The following is a 20,423-nucleotide window of genomic DNA, read 5'->3' as shown; positions in this document are numbered from 1 at the left end:
ATGATGGAAGCTCACGTTTCTCACCGTGCACGTCTTTGGCTCTACATTCTCGTCGGACTAGTGCTGTTTTTCCTGATCGTTCCGACCCTTATCGTCATTCCGGTCTCGTTTAGTTCAACGACATCACTGGTTTTCCCACCAGCAGGTTGGTCTACACGTTGGTATGTTTCATTTTTCAGTCAGGAAAAGTGGATCAACTCGCTCTGGGTATCGTTGCGGGTCGCATTTGGAACCATGATCGTTGCCACTGTTACCGGCGTTGCGGCATCCTATGCCCTTAATCAGGGACGCATCGCCGTTCAGGGCTTACTGAAGACAGTGCTGGTTGCGCCGCTTGCAGTGCCTTCAATTCTAATCGCCGTTGGGATTTTCTTTGTCTATGCAAAAATAGGCATGCTGCTGAACACCATTTGGGGCATGATCCTCGGCCATTCCGTGGTTGCGATGCCGTTTGTAATCCTGACCATGCTGGCGGGTTTCAGCAGCTATGACTCATCGCAGGAAATGGTGGCACGCAGTCTTGGTGCTAATCGGCTTAAAGCCTTTCTCACTGTGACTTTGCCTCAGCTCAAGCTTTCAGTCGCAACCTCGATGCTGCTGTCATTCCTGATCTCTTTCGACGAATTGATTATTTCGCTGATGGTGGCATCAGGACCAATGTCGACATTGCCGCGCGTTACGTTCTCCACGCTGCGCGATGATCTCGATCCTACGTTGGCGGCAGTTTCAACACTTATGCTGATTGTCACATCGCTCCCGCCGCTTCTGCTCCACATTTATAGCCAACGGGCAGCGAGGAACGGTGGTTGATATGATTGCAGAACTCAACATTGAAATGGATGGTTTTGTCCACCTTGAGAGATACGGATCCGTACTTGAGATCCGTATGGTCAAGCCAAAGGTCAACGCGATCTGCCGCAGTCTAAGCCGCAATCTGGAGAAGGCCGCGCTCTTTTTGCAAGATGATCCCGATCTGCGCGTCGGCATTTTGTCGAGTGGTTCAGAGCGCGCATTTTCAGCAGGCTACGACTTCAAGGAAGGAACGGACCAGAACAGTGATGCGAGCACGGAAGGCGCAAAGCAGGGCGGCTTTGGCGGCATCACAACGCTGTGGTCGCTCAGAAAACCGTTGATCGCTGCTATCAACGCCCCGGCCATTGGCGGAGGTCTCGAAATATCGTTGGCTTGCGATATTCTTCTGATGGCGGATGATGCATTTATCCAGTTGCCCGAGCTTGAGCGAGGACTGTTGCCTGATGGCGGGGGACTGCAACGCCTGCCGCGCCGTATTCCGTATTATGTGGCAACCGCAATGATTTGGACCGGCGAACGCATGAGCGCACAAGAAGCGCAGCGTTGGGGTTTGGTTTACCGCACCTCGTCACGAGAAAATCTTATGCCGATGGCATTAGAAATAGCCCAGAAAATTGCGGCGTCTGCACCGCTGGCACAACAGGCGTTGAAAGAAGCGTTGCGTGCCGTGGATGGCATGTCAGACCGCGACGCCATGCAATTGCGAGCTAGCAGTAATCCGGAATTGTCCACCTTTGCTGCCATGCTGTCCTCGGAGGATATGATCGAAGGCCAAAAAGCCTTCCTCGAAAAACGACCACCGCGCTGGCGCGGACGCTGAACCAATAACTGAATGACAATTGAGACTGCCCAATCCTTGTGGTTGGGCAGAAAGGGAGAGCTATGTACAAATTTCTGGAAATTGAACGTCATGACGCGGTGGGCGTTATTGCGCTCAACCGGCCGGAGGCACGAAATGCACTCGGTATGGGGATCACCATCGAGCTGCGCAAGGCACTAAAGGAAGCGGCGGCTGATCAAACTCTCCGTACCCTCATTCTGGCTGGACGCGGTGGCGCTTTTTCAGCCGGCGCAGACGTGAAGGAATGGGCGGCGGGCAGAACGGATTGGCCGGACATGAACTGGGTGGAGGAGTCGCTGCGACTGGTCCAACAGGTCCATGAAATGCCCAAACCCGTTATCGCAATGATCGACGGTGCAGCCGTTGGTGCCGGTCTTGATATGGCTTTGGCATGCGACTTCCGCTACGCATCCGAAAAAGCCAAGTTCATCTGTTCCTACACAAATGTCGGCTACAACCCCGACTGTGGCGGAACCTGGTTGATGCCGCGCGTGATCGGTCTTGAGGCGGCTAAGCGTTTTGCCTACACGGGCGAATTATGGACTGCGCAGGTCGCTCTTCAAAATCGCCTCGTGAGCCATGTCAGCAGTTCGGACAATCTGTGGAAAGACACGCTGGGCTTCGCCCAGCAACTGGCAAGCGGGCCCACTGTCGCCATCGCGCAGACCAAGAAATTGCTGAACAGCGCTCATACGCGCAGCCTTTCCGATCAACAGCTCGAAGAAGTAGCGGCGGGCAAGATCTGCGGACAGACGCAAGATCATAAAGAAGGCCTGGCTGCTGCCAATGAACGCCGTGCACCGAATTTCATCGGCGCGTAAAGGGGGAACACATGGATTTTGCATTAAGTTTCGAACAACAGGCGCTGGTCGATTCATTGGAAGAGTTCTGCAAGCGGGAACTTTATCCACACGAGAATCTCGTCGAGGAACTACGCTACGTTCCTGAGGAAATCAAACAGGAAATTCAGCAAAAATCGATCCAGGCGGGCTTTGCCGGTATGAACCTGCCGGAGGAATGGGGCGGCCCGGGTTTAGACAAGCAGACCAAGATGCAGGCTGAGCGCGTGCTTGGTAAATCGAGTGCCGCGCTCACCATGTGCATGAACCGTGGTGTTACGGGCATCCTCTTCAAATGCAAGGGCGACCAGATTGAAAAATATCTCAAGCCAGCCATCCGTGGCGAACGTAAGGATGCCTTCGCGCTCACGGAACCCGGCGCTGGCTCGGACGCTCGCGGCATCACGACCAAGGCCGTGCGCGATGGGGATCACTGGGTCATCAACGGTGTTAAACAGTTTATCTCTCACGCCGATATCGCAGATTTCATCGTTCTCATTGCCGTATCCGGCGTCGATGAAACGCCGCGCGGGCCACGCAAGCGTTTTACGGCGTTTCTCCTCGACAAAACCTTGCCGGGACTGCGTGTCGAGCCGATGAAGTCGATCGTTACCCGTGGCTATAATCCAACCATGGTCTATCTCGAAGATGTTCGCGTTCATAGCGATGATATTCTCGGTGAAGAGGGCAAGGGCTTCGATACTGCCAATGAGTGGCTCTATGATGGCCGGGTTGCTTTGGCCGCCCATTGTGTCGGTCGTTCTGAACGCATCTTCGAAATGACCAAGGAATGGGCCGGAACCCGCAAGGCATTTGGCAAAACAATTGGTGAATTCCAGGGGGTGGGTTTCAAGGTTGCCAATATGGCGGTTGATATAAAGCTCGGTGATCTTATGGTGAAAGAAGCTGCGTGGAAAATTGAGAATCAGACGATGAACCGCACTGAAGCGTCTATGGTGAATTACTGGTGCTCGGAAATGGTGTTCCGGGTCGCAGATGATGCCGTGCAAATCTTTGGTGGCATGGGCGTCATGGAAGAATTCCCCATTCAGCGGTTCTGGCGAGATGCGCGTATCGAACGTATCTGGGAAGGTACCTCTGAGGTCCATCAGGATATTATCGCAAAGGATCTGTTGAGACCGTATCAATAATAGTGTCGCCGTTAGTCATCGGCCTTCGAGAAGGTAAAGAATGCGGAAAGCTGTCAAAAAGAGGCAAACCAACGAAATCAGACGGCAGGATCTGATCCTTGCGACGCTGAATTCAATAGTCAAACACGGTTATTTGAATTCGACGATCAATACGATCAGTGAGGAATCTGGTTTTTCGCGTGGATTGATCAACCACTATTTTGACAGCAAGGAAGATTTGCTCACTGCAGCACATCGCTATTACCTTCAAAACGGGGACGATTATTACCGGCACCTTGTATCATCGGTGAAGACCGGGAATTTCGATACGCTATACTTCGTTGCCTGTGGGCCATTTTTCCATGGACGCGGATATCAACAGGTTCATATTCACTACAACAGTGCTGCCTGGATCGTTCCAGAGATCATGGCACTACACCGCGAACTATGGGGCAAGTACCGTGCGTTTCTCGGACGTCGGCTTGCTAAGGTCGCGGGAGAGAAGAATATGGAAATTGATGTTCGCCTGGCGGCCATCGCTCTCACGCAATTGGCGGACGGGCTATGGCACGGCTGGGTCATGGAAGAAGCCTATTCGGCCGAGGATTGCTGTATCATCATCCGCAAATGGCTGTGTGATCTGTTTGGCGAAAATCCAGAAGATCATCCACTGCTGCCAGATTTTGATGTAGAGAATTTCCCAACGTCTGCACCTCTTACCAGTCATTCTGGAATGAGCGCTGCCACAGAGGATTGAGCCCACTGGGCTGGCAGTGCCTTAAGTTTAAGAGGCAGAAAAATATGCTACACGTGTCTACGAGCGTGGAGGAGGGCCGCATCAGCCCTACGCTGCGAGAGAATTTTGCCCGTCTTCTGGCGCCTCGCACGATGGCCTTCATTGGAGGTGGCCAGGTCGAGGCAACATTGAAAACTCTGCGCCAGCAGGATTATGCCGGTGAAGTCTATGTGGTGAATCCCCGACGCAACGAAATTGCCGGATACAAATGCCTTCCGTCAATCGCTGATCTTCCGGTTTCGCCCGATGCGGTATTCCTGGCTGTCAATGCCGATGCCACCATCACTGCGTTGCACGAACTATCGGCTATGAAAGCCGGTGGCGTTGTTTGTTATGCTTCTGGCTTCTCCGAAATTGGAGCGGCTGGTTTTGAGCGTAACCTAGCTTTTGTCGAAGCTGCTGGCGAAATGGCTGTAGTCGGTCCGAACTGTTACGGTCTCGTCAACTACGTCAATCATGGCACTATCTGGCCAGCGCTGTATCCGAAGCTAAAAAGCAGTCGTGGTGCCGCGGTGATTTCCCAAAGCGGCAACGTAACCGGACACCTGGTCTCCAATGGGCGTTCGGTCCCTTATTCCTATCTCATCAGCGCAGGCAACCAAGCGGTTCTTGGCTTTGAGGACTATATTGATTATCTCATCGATGACCCGAATGTCACGTGTCTGGGCCTTTTTATGGAGGGCATACGCGATGTTGCTGCGTTTTCGCAAGCGGCCTTGCGTGCGAGAGCCAAGCGCATCCCGGTCATTGTCTGCAGGTCCGGGCGCTCAGAACTGGGCGCGGTGATGGCTGCCAGCCATACGAGTGCGTTGGCCGGGCAGAATGAATACTATGAAGCATTGTTCGCGCGGCTCGGTGTGATCGAGACCGCTACGGTCCCACAATTCCTTGAAATGATGAAGCTTGCTTCGATTGCCGCGCCGCTTGAGGGCGAGCGCATCACGGTGTTCTCAAGTTCGGGCGGCGATAATGGTTTGGCCGCCGATTATTGTTCCTTTGCCGGCTTGCAGCTGCCCCAGCCGAGCCAGCAGCAAAAAGAGGTCATCAAGCCAACACTGCCTGACTTCGGCCATGTGTCCAACCCGCTGGATTTCACCGCAGGCTATTGGGGCAGTGAAGAACTGCTGACACCCATGTTCACCACGATGCTCAACGGTGGATACGATGCCGCCATGCTCGTGATCGATTATCCGCCGGTCGGATCGCCCTACAAGGATAAATCGGCGCATCAGGCTATGGACAGGGCCCTGGCTGCTGCCGGCAAGACTGCTGGCAAGCCTGTATTCCACGCATCGGTCAATACGGAAAGCATACCACCTGAAGATGCCGAAGCGTTAATCGCGCAAAGGATTGTGCCTTTGAATGGTCTGCACGATGCCGCGCAGGTCGTTGCAAAATGGGCGAACTACTGCAAAATGGTTGGGCGCGACAATTGGCAAGGCGATAATGCTTCGACACCTAAAGTGCCGTTCGCGATCAGCGCTTTGCCCTTAAACGGCACGACAGTGAACGAAGCGGAATCAAAGCGTAGATTAAGCTCATATGGGTTGAATGTACCGAAAGGTGAGATAATAACCCTCGAGAAAATTCGCGACTTGCCAGAAACCTGCGCGGGCCCAATGGTGCTTAAGGTGCTCCACGACCAGCTTGCCCATAAGACAGAAGTTGGCGGCGTTGTACTCAACATTCGTGGTCGAACCGACGCAATTGCCGCAGCGGAGCGTATGGTTGCATCCGTTAAAAGACACGATGCTTCAATCGAGCTTACCACATTTCTGATGGAGCCAATGCAGGCCGCCCCGCTCGCTGAACTGATCGTCGGCGTCAAAAGAGACCCGCTTTTCGGATTGGTTCTTGTTATCGGTGCAGGGGGTATTCTGGTGGAGCTGTTGAAAGACGCCACGCCACTGCTGTTGCCAGTCAGTCGTGCAGACGTCGGATCTGCATTGCGTGGGTTGAAAAGTTTTGCGCTCCTCGACGGTTTCCGCGGCCAGCCAAAGGTAAATCTGGAACCAGTGATCGATGCCATAATGGCGATTGCCGCTTATGCGGGTGATCACCAGAACAATTTACTCGAACTCGACGTCAATCCATTAATGCTGGGAACCGACAGTGTCGTCGCTGTAGACGCCCTCATAATTGAGCATCGCTAGAATACTGGCCGCTGTCTCGGCTGGCGCCCATATTCACTCAAGACCGAGAGGAAAACATTATGAACAAAACGCATATCACTGGCGCGGAAGCGCTCGTCCATAGTCTTGTTGCCGCGAAGGTAGACACCTGCTTTGCCAATCCAGGCACGAGTGAAATGCATTTTGTTGCCGCGCTTGATCGGATCCCTGGCATTCGTTGCGTGTTGGGTTTGCAGGAGAATGTGGTGACCGGTATGGCTGATGGCTATTTCCGGGTTGCGCAGCGACCTGCGGTAACATTGCTGCATTGCGGTCCCGGTTATGCCAACGGCATTGCCAATATTCACAATGCCCGTCGTGCTGGCAGCGGTATGCTCAATATTGTTGGCGATCATGCAACGGATCATGTTGCCCATGACAGTCCGTTGACTGCGGATGTGGAAGCGCTGGTAGGTGGCAGTTCTGAGTGGCACCGCTTCGGTACAAAGCCGGCATCAATCGGGGCCGATGCCATGGCGGGTCTGAAAGAGGCAGCTTTTGGTTATGGTCAAATTGCTTCGCTGGTCTTACCCGCAGACGTGTCATGGAGCGAAGGTGGCGAAACGGCGGAGATTGAGAGTGTGCAAGGGCCACTTCCAGTTGATCCTGCGGTCGTAGCGCAGGTTGCCGAAGCATTGAAATCTGGACGCAAGGCTGTCATCATCCTCGGTAATCCGGCTGTGGTCAAAGAGTTGCATCCTTTGCTCAAGGGCATTGCTGAGCAAACCGGTGCTGAGCTTATGGGAAGTTCAACCATTTCCAATATGCCAAAGGGTAAAGGGCGGCTGGTGTTGCCGGTCGTGCCTTATGTGGTAACGGAAGCGCTACAGTGTCTTGATCCTTATGATCTGGTCGTGCTGGTCAATTGTCCGCCGCCAGTCGGCTTCTTCCGCTATCCGGGTCTGCCGAGCCTGCTCCATCGAGCCGATGCTGAGGTGGTGACTTTGACGACCGCTCACCAGGACGCGAAGGGCGCGTTGACTGCTTTGGCCTCAGCCCTCGGTGCTCGTGAAAGCGACATTGCCATTCACAATGGCGAGATCGAGATGCCGGCGGATGGCCCTATAACGCCGGATTCTCTGGCACAAATTGTGGCTCGCCAGATTCCGGAGAACAGTCTCATCGTCAATGAGGCGCTTACGTCGGGAGGCGGTTTTGCTGCGGTCATGCCATTGGCCGCCCCCTGTGACTGGTTGACTGTGACGGGAGGCGCAATCGGAGGAGGTATTCCACTGGCAACTGGTGCTGCCATTGGAGCGGAAGCGGTTGGCGACAAGGGACGACGGGTGGTCGCTCTACAGGCCGACGGTTCCGCGGCCTATACCGTCCAGGCACTTTGGACGCAGGCTCGCGAAAACTTGCCGATCACTACATTGCTGCTCGACAATCGCTCCTATGCCATTCTACTCGGAGAATATGCCAAGGTTGGTGCCGAACCCGGCCCGACGGCGCTCGACATGATGAGTTTGGTTCGGCCGGAAATTGACTGGGTTTCGATTGCGCAGGGGTTTGGTGTCGAAGCGGTTCAAGTGCGCAGCAATGGGGAACTCAATCTGGCTCTCGCTGAAGCCTTGGTCAAGGATGGGCCGGTGCTCATCGATGTTCGATTGGACTGAGATGACACCATGCACAATCTGATAGCGAAAGACGCGAGTGCCGAGACAACCGGAATAAAGAAAGTCGGGATTATCGGAGCCGGCGCAATGGGTGGAGGTATTGCCGCCCAGTTTGCTGATGCTGGAATCTGCGTTGAACTTCTGGATATATCCAGCGGTGAGAACCGTATCGAACCGGCGGAAGTTGGAATTTCACGCCAGCTTCGTCTGGGTGGTTTCACAGCGCCCGACGCCGCGGCACGAGTGCGCCCGGGCAATATTGACGATCATCTTGAACGGTTGCAGGACGTGGACTGGGTCATCGAGGCGGTCGTGGAAAAACTCGATATTAAACGCGCGCTGTTCCAGAAATTGGCTCCTTACCTGAAGCCGTCGGCAATACTGTCTTCGAATACATCAACCATTCCGCGGTATGAGCTGATTGCTGGTATGGAAAGCGGCCTTGCGCGCCGTTTTGCCATAACGCATTTTTTCAACCCGCCGCGACTAATGCCGCTTCTAGAGGTTGTTGCCGACGATCAGGCTGATCCAAAACTGCGCGAACGATTGAATAATGCGGCCAGAATATTGCTTGGTAAGACACTCATCGATTGCAACGACACGCCGGGATTCGTCGCTAATCGTATCGGGTGTTTCTGGATCGCGGTCTCGGTCTCAGAAGCGTGCCGATTTGGGTTGGACATCGAAACTGCTGATGCTGTGCAGTCAGTACTTGGTGTTCCCAAGACAGGGGTTTTCGGCCTTCTGGATCTGATCGGTATAGATCTCGTTCCGACCATTTGGGGCGGCCTGATGCGCGCGCTCCCGGCAGATGATGGATTGCAGGCGTATAATCTCCTGGGCAATCCGCTTATTGGCGAGTTACTGGCAAAAGGATTGCTTGGGCGTAAGACGGGCGGCGGCTTCTACCGCAAGACGGCCGATGGGCAGTTTGAAGCGTTTGACACTGACACCTTGCTATATCGTACCAAACGCGCGGTGCAATTACCTACTGAACTGAAGGAACTGCTTAATGAACAAGGTCCCGTTGGGAATTATGCGCGTAGTGTTTTGCGCAATCTCATAACGTACTGCGAGACTCATGTGACCGCGATTGCCCCGGATGCGGCTGCGGTCGATACCGCCATGCAACTTGGTTATTCCTGGCGCGAAGGGCCTTTCGCGCTCGCAGGCAAGACCGCAGAAATCATCGATCGTTAATGTGATTACCCCATTCCGCAGCCGGGCCAAAGTGAGATGTATGCATTGATTGGGAACTCTCAGTTGGACGTGATTGCATCTGGCTTCGGTTAGAACCGGCCAGCAAAAACTCAAAGGAGTAAGCAATGAAAGTGCTTGTCGCAGTAAAACGGGTTGTAGATTACAACGTAAAGATCCGTGTTAAGGGTGATGGTTCGGGCGTTGAGCTTGCAAACGTCAAGATGTCGATGAACCCTTTTGACGAGATCGCGGTTGAAGAAGCGATCCGTTTGAAGGAAGCAGGCAAGGTCACGGAAATCGTCGTGGTTTCGGTCGGTCCGGCACAGGCGCAGGAAACATTGCGCACCGCACTTGCCATGGGTGCTGACCGGGCAATCCTCGTGAAGACTGACGAAGCCGTCGAGCCGCTTGGTGTTGCGAAGGTTCTGAAGGGCGTGGTCGATGCTGAACAGCCTGACCTTGTGTTCCTCGGCAAGCAGGCGATTGACGACGATGCCAATCAGACTGGCCAGATGCTTTCGGCACTGCTCAACTGGAGCCAGGCAACATTCGCCTCGAAGGTGGAGCTTGCTGACGGCTCGGCCAAGGTAACGCGCGAAGTCGATGGTGGTCTTCAGACCATTGATGTGAAGCTTCCAGCCATTGTCACAGTTGATCTTCGTTTGAACCAGCCGCGTTATGCTTCGTTGCCAAACATCATGAAGGCCAAGAAGAAGCCGCTTGATGAGAAGTCGCCTGCTGATTTCGGCGCTGATATTGCGCCGCGCCTCAAGGTTCTGAAGACCGAAGAACCGGGTGGCCGCAAGGCTGGCGTGAAGGTTGGCTCCGTAAGTGAGCTGGTTGAGAAGCTTAAAGCTGACGGCGTATTGTAAGAGATCGGAAGGAACAAACACATGGCTATTCTTCTTATTGCCGAACACGACAATGCAAGCCTTTCCGATCAGACTGCAAAGGCACTGACAGCAGCTGCCCAGATCGGTGGCGATGTCGATATTCTGGTTGCTGGCAAGGGCGCGAAAGCAGCCGCCGATGCAGCTGCCAAGCTTTCTGGCGTTCGCAAGGTTCTGTTGGCTGAAAGCGATGCGCTGGAAAACCGTCTGGCCGAGCCACTGGCTGCAGCCATCGTTGAACTCGCAGGAAACTACGACACGATCATTGCACCAGCCACCACTTCAGCCAAGAACGTGCTGCCACGCGTTGCAGCACTTCTTGATGTGATGCAGCTGTCGGAAATCATGGAAGTTGTGTCCGCTGACACCTTCAAGCGTCCGATCTATGCAGGCAATGCGATCCAGACTGTTCAGTCGACTGATGCCAAGAAGGTCATCACGGTTCGTACGGCTTCTTTCTCGGCAACAGCTGAGGGCGGTTCGGTTCTAGTTGAAAGCATCAATGCGGCTGCTGATCCGGCACTGTCGAGCTTTGTTGAAAACAAGCTTTCGGGTGGTGATCGTCCGGAACTGACTTCTGCCAAGATCATCATCTCGGGCGGTCGTGCGCTTGGTTCGTCGGAGAAGTTTGAGGAAGTGATCCTTCCTGTTGCCGACAAGCTTGGTGCAGCCGTTGGTGCCAGCCGCGCGGCGGTTGATGCGGGCTACGCTCCAAATGACTGGCAGGTTGGCCAGACCGGTAAGGTGGTTGCACCGGAACTTTACATTGCAGTCGGTATTTCCGGCGCGATCCAGCATTTGGCTGGTATGAAAGACAGCCGCGTGATTGTTGCGATCAACAAGGATGAAGAAGCACCGATCTTCCAGGTGGCTGATTATGGACTGGTAGCTGATTTGTTCCAGGCTTTGCCTGAAATGGCTGACAAGGTTTGAGAGAGTTCATCATGAAACGTTCAGTGGTTATTGCTTCCGGGGTTCGCACGCCAATCGGAGATTTTGGTGGCTCTCTTGCAGGTATTCCTCCGTGTGAACTTGGAGCTGCAGTTGCGCGCGAAGCGATCACGCGTGCTGGCATCAAGCCCGATCAGGTTGAGCAGACAGTCTTCGGAAACGTCATTCATACGAGACCGGAGGATATGTATATTTCGCGGGTCGTCGCGGTTCGTGCTGAGGTTCCCCACGCATCACCTGCGTTGACTTTGAACCGCTTGTGCGGTTCAGGCCTTCAGGCGGTCGTTTCCGCTGCCGAGCAGATTGAGCTCGGCAAAGCCGATATCGTGCTTGCTGGCGGTGCGGAAAGCATGAGCCGCTCCGGCCATTTATTGACGCAGGCACGCAACGGTCAGAAGATGGGCGATGTGACCGCGACTGACATGATGATGGGTGCTCTGACCGATCCTTTCGGTCACGGCCACATGGGCATGACCGCCGAGAATATTGCAGAGCGGTCTTGTATCGATCGGGCAAAGCAGGATGCTTTCGCGGTTGAATCGCACCGTCGTGCGGCAGCAGCTATCGCAGATGGGCGCTTTAGCAGCCAGATATTGCCAATTGCCGTCAAGCAAGGTCGGACAGAGAAACTGTTTGATACGGATGAACATGTTCGCAGCAATGTTTCTCTGGAGGATATGGCCAAGCTGCGTCCTGCTTTTAGCAAGGACGGCACAGTAACAGCCGGCAATGCATCGGGTCTCAACGATGGCGCGGCAGCTCTGGTTCTTATGGAGGAGAGTGTCGCTAAAGCCCATGGCGTCAATGCATTAGGTCGCATTATCGCAACCGGACTCGGTGGCGTCGCGCCTGAAGTAATGGGTATGGGCCCCGTTCCCGCCAGCCTTCAGGCTTTGCAGCGGGCGGGTCTTACCGTAGCCGATCTGGATGTGATCGAATCCAATGAAGCGTTTGCAGCGCAGGCCTGTGCTGTCAACGCGGAATTGGAGTTTCCGGCAGATAAGGTCAATCCGAACGGCGGCGCCGTTGCTCTCGGTCATCCGGTAGGCGCGTCAGGAGCGATCATCCTCATCAAACTTTGCTATGAGCTCGAACGTATCGGTGGCCGCTACGGGTTGGCAACAATGTGTATCGGTGGCGGGCAAGGTATTGCGATGGTGGTCGAGCGGGTCTAGGAAGCAGGTTGGTTGCGAGGAGGCTTCCCTAACGACTTGTTCCGGTCTGAAAACCAAAATGACCGCAAACATTTTCATCGCGATCAAAGCAGCGATTGCTTCAACCGCAATCACACAGATTGCAGCGCACGCTGCATCAATATGCGCCAGGAGAACGTAGGTGACCTTATGCCAGGGACGCCGACAAAGATGGTCAGGAACTGCGCGTCCTTGTCGATGGTCAGCTCACTTTCAACAACTCCCATATCATGATCGATGCTGCAGTGAAGGGTTATGGAATAGCTTATGTTTCGGGAGACATCGTAGAAAGACGCATTGCCTCCGGTCAATGATACGAATTCTTGACGAGTAGGCGCCTTTTTAATGCCTCTAGGCTGTCCGGCGAATAAAATCATGCCGAGCCATCGCATTCTTTTGAAATGGTTTATTGCTGGAATAAGGCACGTTAAGGTGACGCAGCAATTTCATCAAGTGGAGCAAGATTGATATAAACATACACGCGATCGCAATCACGGAGCGGGAGCAATTGGCAACCGAGAGTCTGGCCGCCGAATATGGTCGATCAGCGCTCGCAACTTTGGTGCCATGTTGCGGCGCTGCGGAAAATACAGGAAAAAGCCCGGGAAGGGTGGTAGAAACTCTTTGAGCAGTGGCACCAGTTGGCCTGTTTCCGTGAACGGTCGGAACACGTCTTCCGGTGCGAAGGTGATGCCGCCTCCGGCAAGAGCAGTGCGTAGCATTAGGCGGAGATCGTTGGTTGTAATCTGCGGTTCAACGGCCACATCAAACGGAATGCCATTCTCCTCAAATTCCCATCGATACGGAGCGACGTTGAGTGCGGGTCGCCAGCCGATACAGCGATGATGAACCAGCTCGCGTGGATGTTTGGGCTCTCCATGGAGCTGAAGATAAGACGGGCTAGCCACGACCATCTCCCGTTGATCACCGGTTATCGGAATGGCGATCATATCTTGTTCTATAACCTCTCCCAATCTAACTCCCGCGTCATAGCCAGCGGCTACAATGTCGAACTCATCATCCGTGATCGTGACATCAATTGTCACGTAAGAGTTAGCAGCTGCAAAGGAAGCTATCAGCGAGCCGGAAAGGAACTGCTCGGCGATTGAGGTGGCAGCGATCCTGAGGAGCCCGCGTGGCACAGTATCGCTCGACACATTTTCAAAGGCGGTTTCGATATCGGATATGGGTTGGGACAACTCACTGCGCAGGCGTTCCCCCGCTTCGGTCAGTCGAACGGAACGTGTTGTGCGCATGACAAGCGCTGTACCAAGTACGTCTTCAAGTCGTCGGATCCCCTGGCTGACTGCTGACCGCGTAATACCTAGCCGATCAGCGGCAGCTCGGAAATTATGCTCCTGCGCGACTGCGAGAAAGAGCGGAACAAGATTAAGGTCGATTTTCATTGTCCAGTGTCGCTAACCATTTAGTCCAGTGGATGACGGATACCATCACCAGTCACGATCGTCCATCTTCTCTTTCAGTACATTGAAGGAGAACCACATGGACAAGGTCATTCTGATTACCGGTGCGTCTAGCGGAATCGGTGAAGGCATAGCCCGGGAGCTTGGGAGAGCCGGAGCAAGGCTATTACTGGGTGCACGTCGCCTCGAGCGGGTCGAAGCAATCGCGGCGGAGATCCGCGATGCGGATGGCTTTGCGGAAGCTTGTTCACTCGACGTTACTGATCGCACGTCAATGGCCGAGTTCGTCCAAACGGCTATGGAGAAATGGGGTTGCGTTGACGTTCTGATCAACAACGCCGGTGTGATGCCGTTATCGCCGCTCGCTGCTGGCAAACAGGACGAATGGGAGCGCATGGTGGATGTCAACGTGAAGGGAGTGCTCTGGGGCATCGGCGCAGTCTTGCCGATCATGGAGGCTCAGGGGCGCGGTCACATCATTAATCTCGGTTCCATCGGTGCGCTACAGGTGGTACCGACAGCTGCGGTTTACTGCGCGACAAAATTCGCAGTCCGGGCAATTTCTGACGGACTACGGCAGGAAAGCACGAACATTCGCGTTACCTGCGTTAATCCTGGTGTCGTCGAAAGCGAACTTGCATCGACGATTACCCATCAGGAAACCGTGACCGCGATGAATGCATATCGCGCAATCGCGCTTCAGCCTTCTGATATAGCACGTGCGGTGAAGCATGTGATTGAAGCACCTGCCGGTGTTGATACGACTGAGATCACGATCCGCCCCACTGCCTCTGCAAGCTGACGAGCGGCGAGAAGTTAAAGAGCATCATTTGGCGGCCGGTCTGGCAGGAGGGCGCATAATTGATGATCCGTTCAATTCAAGCACCTTATAATGGATAGAACTAATGATCTTTATCACACGAAGCGGGAATAGGTTCGTTACAGCAAGAAATCTTCTGATTGCGCTGGCGTTCAGCGCTATTGCCGTCCCTGCGACGGCCGGTACCACTCGCGGAACGGTGAACAATGTCCAGGCGAGCAACGAAGCAGTTGTGCGCGAGGCTTTTGAACAATGGGCAGCGGGGAGCGGCAATGTCTTCGACCTACTCGCACCGGATGTCCGCTGGACGATCCATGGTACCGGACCAGTCGCTGATACGTACAACGGCGTCGAGGATTTCATGCGGCGCGGTTCAGTGCCTTTGGTCAGCCGTCTGGCGTCGCCATTATCACCGATTGTCCACCATGTCTGGGCGGTCAGGGACAGGGTCATTGTCCGGTTCGATGCTGCGGCAACGACGACTTCTGGTGCGCCTTATCGCAATCAGTTCGTATGGATATTCCGGTTGCAGGATGGATTGGTCGTTGAGGCAGAAGCGTTTCTCGATCTCGTCGCGTACCAGGAAGTGATCGACAATAATGAACCTCGTCCCCAATAGCAACGAGATGAGGCCGACCGTGGCAGGCGGTCGTTCCTCAATTGTCAACAACAATGTAGCGAGCAAGGAATTCCAAAATGAAGCGCGTATTAGTCGGCCTGGCTACCGCGACGGTTTTGTCTCAAACCTTCATCGAGGCTAAAAGCGAAACGCTAATCAACCACGCCTATGTTGGCCTTTGGGAGACGGATGACGGATACATCCGACACGAACTCCTTGCCAATGGCCGTTATGTGGAAGCGCGTGGTACGCGGGAACGCGCCTATGAAGGCCGATACGAACTGAAGGGCAACTATATCAAATACTGGGACGACACTGGCTTCACTGCCGATGGTCATTTTATCAATGACATCCTACATCACGCCGGAATGATCCTCTATCGGCGCTGATGGTAGTTAGCATGCAGCAAAGCTGGGGGAATGCCCGTTGGTGACCTCAGGCCAACGACGGCCGTTATGATACGTATCAGCGCAATGGCGGCTCATGTCCTTTAAACTTCACGGTTTCTGAACACATGAAGAAGTTTGTCGCTTCAGGCATCAAGCTTGGAAACGAAAGATCGGCAGTAACGTTAATGCCAGGGGTATGTTTCCCGCGTTCATAGAGAACCTGTTAAACGCTGTTGTCGTTAATGTCGAATGGTTCCTCTTGGCGGCAGATTTCATCTGCGACCAAGCGAAACCGGATCGATAGGACTGGGTTCCGCGGCCGTCGTTCAAGCTCAGTTGACTATATTTTATCTAGCAATCTAACTCTCAGACAGTGATAGAAAATTGCTATCTTACCGATTTATATTCAAAAATTACAATACATTCACAAAAAGTATTACCTTCTGACAATTGGATATCTAATCAATAATCGCAGTGAATTATCAATCATAGATACATAATACCATAGAGAATTATGTTGTGCTGCCTTTAGAATATACTTGAAGTAGGGCGTCTTTCAATGCCTCCCGTGTCGCAGAAACAGTCATTTCGATGTGACCGTGGAGAATTTTAACACCATTTTCGATATCACGGGCCATTGCTGCCGCCACGATACTGGAATGGGCGGAAATCAGATTCATGTCATGAGTAGAATGTTTGATTTGGATGCGACGAATGAAGCGAATTCGCGCGTTGATAGATTCTAGTGAATTGACGATTTCTGGATTTCCCGACAATTCTGCAATGAGAAGATGAAAACTTTCGTCAATCGATAAAATTGCATCCGCCGGCAGATCATTATAACCAATAACTTTGGCATCCCAATAGGCCTTTAGCCGGGAAAGCTCGGCATCATCGGCGCGTTCGCACATCAGTTTAAATGCCGCACACTCCAGAATGGATCGCAATTCATAGAGGCCGAGTAAGCCTTCTATATTCAGGCTACGTACAAAAAAACCACGATTAGGTACAGCAGAAACGAAGCCTTCAGAGGCTAGACGGTTCAATGCTTCACGGATGGGCGTTCGTGAAACTCCGAGATGTTTTGATAGCTGTACCTCATTCAGCCGTTCTTCGGGCTTGAGTTTGAATTCAACCAACAACTGTCGGATTGTTTGATAGGCCTTTTCGCTACTATCGGCAGATCGGCGGGTATCACTATTTGCTGAAAATTCAATCGCCTCAGCCATATTTGCGGTTTCTTTCATATAATTTTTCGCCTATGCCTATCTTGTAGTGTCGACAGTTTGAAATACACATATGCCTTTAATATAGTGCAGAGAAAATGTCACGCAGTTGATTGGGGTTGAGTAATGATTTTCGGTGTTTTGGGCGTCGGCCATCTCGCAAAGGTCATAATAAGTGGACTAATAGGTAGCGGGTTCAAAGCCAACGATATACTTTTATCTCCGCGAGGAAAAGCGCAAGAGGTATCAAGTTTATACGGAATATCGATTGCCTCCGATAATAGAGATCTTGTTGACCGAGCGGATATTGTGCTTGTCGCTGTGCGGCCTTCAGATGCAATAAATGCGTTAGAGGGGCTTCCTTGGCGCGAAAATCATGTCGTTATTAGTGTCTGTGCAGGTATTTCAATTTCAGCTTTGCCAGTGATTCCAGCTAAGGTTGTTCGTGCCATGCCGCTTACAGCCTCAGAAATCAATGCAAGTCCAACGGCTTGTTATCCCGACAACTTGGAAGCGGCTGCCATATTAAATCTTCTAGGGCCAGTCATCCCATTGACCAGCGAAGCGGATTTTGAGGTCGCGACTGTGAATGCGGCGGTCTATGGTTGGGTACAAGATTTGATCCGGCAAACGACGGAGTGGTGTAGTGAGAAAGGTCTAAGCCACACCATTGCTCGGAAGCTTGTTGCGAACACTTTTGTTGCTGCGGGACGTTTAATTGCTGAAAAGCCTGAGCCGATCGAGCAGCTTCTCAAGGAATTGGTCACTCCGGGTGGTATTACCGAGCTGGGTATAAATGTATTGTCTAAAAAAGGGCATCCAATCATTTGGCGTGACGCCTCGGAAGCCGTGTTAACAAGGTTGTTGCAGGACTAAACTTTTGTTGCGTGTTATTAAGGGTCGTGTCTACCACACGACCCTCACATGAAAGAATGTTTTTAATCTTCTATTGAAGGGCTTTCAGGGTACACAGACCCGCCCGCGGCTTGCTCAGTTGGCGTAACCGACAGCTTTGCGATGTCAACATGCGGAGGAAGTGACAGCGCATCAATAAGTACCTGGGCGATATCATGCGGAAGAAGAGGCCTTTGATGCCTGTACATCTTGTCACGGAGCTTCTCTTTGTCGCCGCCAAAGGCCTGAACATAAAACTCAGTTTCCACGCGGCCTGGCGCAATTTCAGTCAGCCGGACGCCAGTTCCGGCGAGATCAAAGCGAAGAATATCTCCTGCTTGTGATAGTCCAGCCTTTGCCGCGCCATAAGCCGTTGTTCCAGTGAAGACTGCACTGGCGGCTGTACTTGTAAGATTGAAGATGTGACCGCGCTTTTGCTCCATCATATGAGGTAACACAAGACGAATGAGTTGGAGCGGTGCAATCAGGTTCAGCTCGATAGTTTCGGTCGTTTCCTCGGCGGTTTGCTCATGAAGCGGACGAACGGTCGCCAGTCCGCCCGCATTATTTACCAACACATCGATCCGCGCATTATTAAGAGCGGCAGCGATCGCCACATGATCTCGTACATCGGCAACGATGGGTCTGAAACGTTCACCAAAATTACGGGCTTGCTCATCAAGTGCTGATAGATTGCGTGCCAGTCCGTAAACAGTTAGGCCCTGTGCAATCAGTTTTTCCGTGATCGCTGACCCAATACCTTTGGAAGCACCTGTTACAAGTGCTGTTTTATAATGCATAGCAAACCTCCTAAAGGTCTATAGGGCACCACGGTCTGAGACAGTCTTGAGGATGTCAATAAGGCCGGCGTCACGTTGTTCTCGGAGCTCACTAGATGAGCGAGACTTTACTGCCTCATCAGTTGAAGATGCAATGATCCTGATCGTGTCCGTATCAAGTTTCGCGTCGAGCAACGTGTCCCAAATTGCCTGATAGGTCGGGCCATATTTGACGAGAAAATCTTCAATATCGTTTGCGTTAAGACCATTGGAAATAAAGGACCCTTGTAATGTCCATTTCGGACCGGGGCCGTACATGAATGCGCGATCCACGTCTTCAACTGATGCTACACCGTCACGGACCAAAGCAATTGCTTCACGCCACATCGCGCCCATCAGTCGCAAGGCCAGATGGCCGGTCACTTCCCGATTTAGTATGACGACTTTCTTGCCAATTTCTTCATAGATTTTCTTTGCTTTGGTAAGGCTTTTAGGGGTTGTTGCTTTACCGCCTACAACTTCCACCAAAGGCATCAAATGAACTGGATTGAAGGGGTGCCCGAGAATAATCCGATCTGGCTTGCGACAATCAACTTGCATGTCGCTCACGAGCAGCGCGGACGATGAAGATGCGATAATGATATCTTCGCCAATATGGCTTTCGATTTCAGCAAGGAGCTTGCATTTGAGGTCGATTTTCTCCGGCCCGTTCTCTTGAACGAAATCAACATCTGACAATGCCTCTGCAATAGTCGGAAATAACTCGATCGTACCCGGTCTTGATTGCTCTCCTTTGAGCATATCCAAGTCTTTTAAGAGGGATGGTAAAACATCCCGCTGATAGATCTCCGCATTCCCAGCCGGATCAAAGACCCGTACAGGATGTCCTGCATGCGCGAAGGCTGCAGCCCAACGCTGACCAATGACGCCAAAGCCGACAATACCAATTGTGATCTTAACCATGGGTCACGTCTCTCTGTGAGGCTGCCAAGCGAAACGCTTCATTGATGTCGTTCCACGGGATAAGGAGATCCAACCATGCGCCAATGCGTCCAGCGATAAGAATTGCTTCGTCAATCAGCTGGTTAAATGGCAGATCTTCCTGCATTGCCCTTTCCAATCTGAACAGGATCGCAGAAGTTTCATCAAGGTGACAGAAGTCCCGCAGACGGGTTGCGGCCTTGTTGATTACAAGCGCCGCCGTTTTGCGCTGCGTTGATTGATCGGCACGACCAATTTCTGCACGCACCCACCATAGAAGTTCGTGCAGAACACGAGCTTCCGACTCTGCGGCAAAAACAGGGCCAGCCGGATGCATGATTGCGCGCGACTCTGTCAGACGGATAATTTCTAAGGGACATGACTTCCACAACGCTATGCGCGCCTGAACAATATCGTCGGTAATATCTGATGATATTCCCGCTGAGGCTGCAGCGCTGTCTGTCCGTTGCAGGGTGGCGTTAAATACTTTCTGGCCCTGTTCAATCTTGAGCGATTGTGCCAGCGCCGCGATGCCTTCAATGGGGGCATCAAGATGGCCAAGAACCGTGATATGAGCGGTCTCAGCTTGCAAAGGCGCGAAAGTAATTTCTAGAAATTGCCGGACCGGCCAGTAGATAAAGGCTCCGGGCTTGGCATCAAGCACATGTACAGCGCCTTCGACGTCTTCGACGAAGGGTGCGTGCCAGTAAATATGGCTTCCTGCAATCTTCGGTGTATGCAGTTGGAGCTGCATAGGGAGGGCAGCCAACAGCGCTTTTTGCGTCCGCTCAGCCTTATCGTTTAGTTTCACGGGCCAGGACTGGCCTTGTGCCGAAAAAATCAGATCCATA

General features: G+C 52.8%; 20 protein-coding genes. 15 read left to right on the top strand and 5 right to left on the bottom strand.

Annotated elements, in window-relative coordinates; all coding sequences use genetic code 11:
* Positions 1–3 precede the first annotated feature (3 nt).
* The 11 genes from KMS41_22890 to bktB all read left to right on the top strand — a co-directional run bounded on the left by KMS41_22890 (position 4) and on the right by bktB (position 12,422).
* On the top strand, positions 4–810 hold the full coding sequence (locus tag KMS41_22890; protein QWK81190.1) for an ABC transporter permease: 807 nt from the start codon (positions 4–6) through the stop codon (positions 808–810).
* Between the two features lies 1 nt (position 811).
* Complete coding sequence (locus KMS41_22885; protein ID QWK80574.1) at positions 812–1,633, top strand: enoyl-CoA hydratase/isomerase family protein; 822 nt, start codon at positions 812–814, stop codon at positions 1,631–1,633.
* Positions 1,634–1,695: 62 nt separating this feature from the next.
* Positions 1,696–2,475 carry an enoyl-CoA hydratase/isomerase family protein gene (locus KMS41_22880; GenBank protein QWK80573.1) on the top strand — a complete coding sequence of 260 codons (780 nt, stop codon included), beginning with the start codon at positions 1,696–1,698 and terminating at the stop codon, positions 2,473–2,475.
* A gap of 11 nt (positions 2,476–2,486) precedes the next feature.
* The gene (locus KMS41_22875) at positions 2,487–3,644 is read left to right on the top strand and encodes an acyl-CoA/acyl-ACP dehydrogenase (protein QWK80572.1); all 1,158 of its coding nucleotides are present in this window, start codon (positions 2,487–2,489) and stop codon (positions 3,642–3,644) included.
* Between the two features lie 40 nt (positions 3,645–3,684).
* Positions 3,685–4,380 (top strand): TetR/AcrR family transcriptional regulator, encoded by a 696-nt coding sequence (locus KMS41_22870; protein ID QWK80571.1) that lies wholly within the window; start codon positions 3,685–3,687, stop codon positions 4,378–4,380.
* A 44-nt stretch (positions 4,381–4,424) separates the two neighbouring features.
* Positions 4,425–6,572 (top strand): acetate--CoA ligase family protein, encoded by a 2,148-nt coding sequence (locus KMS41_22865; protein QWK80570.1) that lies wholly within the window; start codon positions 4,425–4,427, stop codon positions 6,570–6,572.
* Between the two features lie 59 nt (positions 6,573–6,631).
* Positions 6,632–8,206 (top strand): acetolactate synthase large subunit, encoded by a 1,575-nt coding sequence (locus KMS41_22860; GenBank protein QWK80569.1) that lies wholly within the window; start codon positions 6,632–6,634, stop codon positions 8,204–8,206.
* Between the two features lie 9 nt (positions 8,207–8,215).
* The gene (locus KMS41_22855) at positions 8,216–9,406 is read left to right on the top strand and encodes a 3-hydroxyacyl-CoA dehydrogenase family protein (GenBank protein ID QWK80568.1); all 1,191 of its coding nucleotides are present in this window, start codon (positions 8,216–8,218) and stop codon (positions 9,404–9,406) included.
* 125 nt (positions 9,407–9,531) lie between these two features.
* A complete protein-coding gene (locus KMS41_22850; GenBank protein QWK80567.1) occupies positions 9,532–10,278 on the top strand; it encodes an electron transfer flavoprotein subunit beta/FixA family protein in 747 nt (248 codons plus the stop codon).
* A 21-nt stretch (positions 10,279–10,299) separates the two neighbouring features.
* Positions 10,300–11,229: an electron transfer flavoprotein subunit alpha/FixB family protein gene (locus tag KMS41_22845; GenBank protein ID QWK80566.1), complete on the top strand. Its 930-nt coding sequence runs from the start codon at positions 10,300–10,302 to the stop codon at positions 11,227–11,229.
* A gap of 11 nt (positions 11,230–11,240) precedes the next feature.
* Positions 11,241–12,422, top strand: coding sequence for a beta-ketothiolase BktB (bktB, locus tag KMS41_22840; GenBank protein QWK80565.1), 1,182 nt, complete (start codon positions 11,241–11,243; stop codon positions 12,420–12,422).
* Between the two features lie 509 nt (positions 12,423–12,931).
* Here the strand turns inward: bktB and KMS41_22835 are convergent.
* Positions 12,932–13,846, bottom strand: a complete 915-nt coding sequence (locus KMS41_22835) for a LysR family transcriptional regulator (GenBank protein QWK80564.1) — start codon at positions 13,844–13,846, stop codon at positions 12,932–12,934.
* Between the two features lie 97 nt (positions 13,847–13,943).
* Between KMS41_22835 and KMS41_22830 the strand changes: the two genes are divergently transcribed.
* From KMS41_22830 to KMS41_22820, 3 genes are all read left to right on the top strand, one after another.
* The gene (locus KMS41_22830; GenBank protein ID QWK80563.1) at positions 13,944–14,666 is read left to right on the top strand and encodes an SDR family oxidoreductase; all 723 of its coding nucleotides are present in this window, start codon (positions 13,944–13,946) and stop codon (positions 14,664–14,666) included.
* Between the two features lie 103 nt (positions 14,667–14,769).
* A complete protein-coding gene (locus KMS41_22825) occupies positions 14,770–15,303 on the top strand; it encodes a nuclear transport factor 2 family protein (GenBank protein ID QWK80562.1) in 534 nt (177 codons plus the stop codon).
* Between the two features lie 77 nt (positions 15,304–15,380).
* Positions 15,381–15,692, top strand: coding sequence for an Atu4866 domain-containing protein (locus tag KMS41_22820; protein QWK80561.1), 312 nt, complete (start codon positions 15,381–15,383; stop codon positions 15,690–15,692).
* A gap of 512 nt (positions 15,693–16,204) precedes the next feature.
* On the opposite strand, the gene KMS41_22815 is transcribed toward KMS41_22820, so the two are convergent.
* On the bottom strand, positions 16,205–16,939 hold the full coding sequence (locus KMS41_22815) for a GntR family transcriptional regulator (protein ID QWK80560.1): 735 nt from the start codon (positions 16,937–16,939) through the stop codon (positions 16,205–16,207).
* Positions 16,940–17,044: 105 nt separating this feature from the next.
* Here KMS41_22815 and KMS41_22810 point away from each other — a divergent pair, with 105 nt between their 5' ends.
* Positions 17,045–17,794 carry an NAD(P)-binding domain-containing protein gene (locus tag KMS41_22810; protein QWK80559.1) on the top strand — a complete coding sequence of 250 codons (750 nt, stop codon included), beginning with the start codon at positions 17,045–17,047 and terminating at the stop codon, positions 17,792–17,794.
* 62 nt (positions 17,795–17,856) lie between these two features.
* Here KMS41_22810 and KMS41_22805 read toward each other — a convergent pair whose 3' ends face one another.
* From KMS41_22805 to KMS41_22795, 3 genes are read right to left on the bottom strand one after another with little or no spacing between them, the layout of a single operon-like run.
* A complete protein-coding gene (locus KMS41_22805) occupies positions 17,857–18,612 on the bottom strand; it encodes an SDR family oxidoreductase (protein ID QWK80558.1) in 756 nt (251 codons plus the stop codon).
* 18 nt (positions 18,613–18,630) lie between these two features.
* Positions 18,631–19,554: a hypothetical protein gene (locus KMS41_22800; GenBank protein QWK80557.1), complete on the bottom strand. Its 924-nt coding sequence runs from the start codon at positions 19,552–19,554 to the stop codon at positions 18,631–18,633.
* Positions 19,547–20,422: a hypothetical protein gene (locus KMS41_22795; GenBank protein QWK80556.1), complete on the bottom strand. Its 876-nt coding sequence runs from the start codon at positions 20,420–20,422 to the stop codon at positions 19,547–19,549. The genes KMS41_22800 and KMS41_22795 overlap by 8 nt, the downstream gene beginning before the upstream one ends.
* Position 20,423 lies beyond the last annotated feature (1 nt).

It is taken from the genome of Ochrobactrum sp. BTU1, from assembly GCA_018798825.1.
Classification (GTDB): Bacteria; Pseudomonadota; Alphaproteobacteria; order Rhizobiales; family Rhizobiaceae; genus Brucella.
This window is presented reverse-complemented; position numbering and strand designations above follow the sequence as displayed.

Coding starts and splice junctions, on each gene's coding strand:
- KMS41_22850 (QWK80567.1), top strand. CDS start 9,532: ATGAAAGTGCTTGTCGCAGTAAAACGGGTTGTAGATTACAACGTAAAG.
- KMS41_22870 (QWK80571.1), top strand. CDS start 3,685: ATGCGGAAAGCTGTCAAAAAGAGGCAAACCAACGAAATCAGACGGCAG.
- KMS41_22865 (QWK80570.1), top strand. CDS start 4,425: ATGCTACACGTGTCTACGAGCGTGGAGGAGGGCCGCATCAGCCCTACG.
- KMS41_22815 (QWK80560.1), bottom strand. CDS start 16,939: ATGAAAGAAACCGCAAATATGGCTGAGGCGATTGAATTTTCAGCAAAT.
- KMS41_22860 (QWK80569.1), top strand. CDS start 6,632: ATGAACAAAACGCATATCACTGGCGCGGAAGCGCTCGTCCATAGTCTT.
- KMS41_22830 (QWK80563.1), top strand. CDS start 13,944: ATGGACAAGGTCATTCTGATTACCGGTGCGTCTAGCGGAATCGGTGAA.
- KMS41_22880 (QWK80573.1), top strand. CDS start 1,696: ATGTACAAATTTCTGGAAATTGAACGTCATGACGCGGTGGGCGTTATT.
- KMS41_22810 (QWK80559.1), top strand. CDS start 17,045: ATGATTTTCGGTGTTTTGGGCGTCGGCCATCTCGCAAAGGTCATAATA.
- KMS41_22795 (QWK80556.1), bottom strand. CDS start 20,422: ATGGATCTGATTTTTTCGGCACAAGGCCAGTCCTGGCCCGTGAAACTA.
- KMS41_22855 (QWK80568.1), top strand. CDS start 8,216: ATGCACAATCTGATAGCGAAAGACGCGAGTGCCGAGACAACCGGAATA.
- KMS41_22845 (QWK80566.1), top strand. CDS start 10,300: ATGGCTATTCTTCTTATTGCCGAACACGACAATGCAAGCCTTTCCGAT.
- bktB (QWK80565.1), top strand. CDS start 11,241: ATGAAACGTTCAGTGGTTATTGCTTCCGGGGTTCGCACGCCAATCGGA.
- KMS41_22890 (QWK81190.1), top strand. CDS start 4: ATGGAAGCTCACGTTTCTCACCGTGCACGTCTTTGGCTCTACATTCTC.
- KMS41_22835 (QWK80564.1), bottom strand. CDS start 13,846: ATGAAAATCGACCTTAATCTTGTTCCGCTCTTTCTCGCAGTCGCGCAG.
- KMS41_22825 (QWK80562.1), top strand. CDS start 14,770: ATGATCTTTATCACACGAAGCGGGAATAGGTTCGTTACAGCAAGAAAT.
- KMS41_22875 (QWK80572.1), top strand. CDS start 2,487: ATGGATTTTGCATTAAGTTTCGAACAACAGGCGCTGGTCGATTCATTG.
- KMS41_22805 (QWK80558.1), bottom strand. CDS start 18,612: ATGCATTATAAAACAGCACTTGTAACAGGTGCTTCCAAAGGTATTGGG.
- KMS41_22820 (QWK80561.1), top strand. CDS start 15,381: ATGAAGCGCGTATTAGTCGGCCTGGCTACCGCGACGGTTTTGTCTCAA.
- KMS41_22800 (QWK80557.1), bottom strand. CDS start 19,554: ATGGTTAAGATCACAATTGGTATTGTCGGCTTTGGCGTCATTGGTCAG.
- KMS41_22885 (QWK80574.1), top strand. CDS start 812: ATGATTGCAGAACTCAACATTGAAATGGATGGTTTTGTCCACCTTGAG.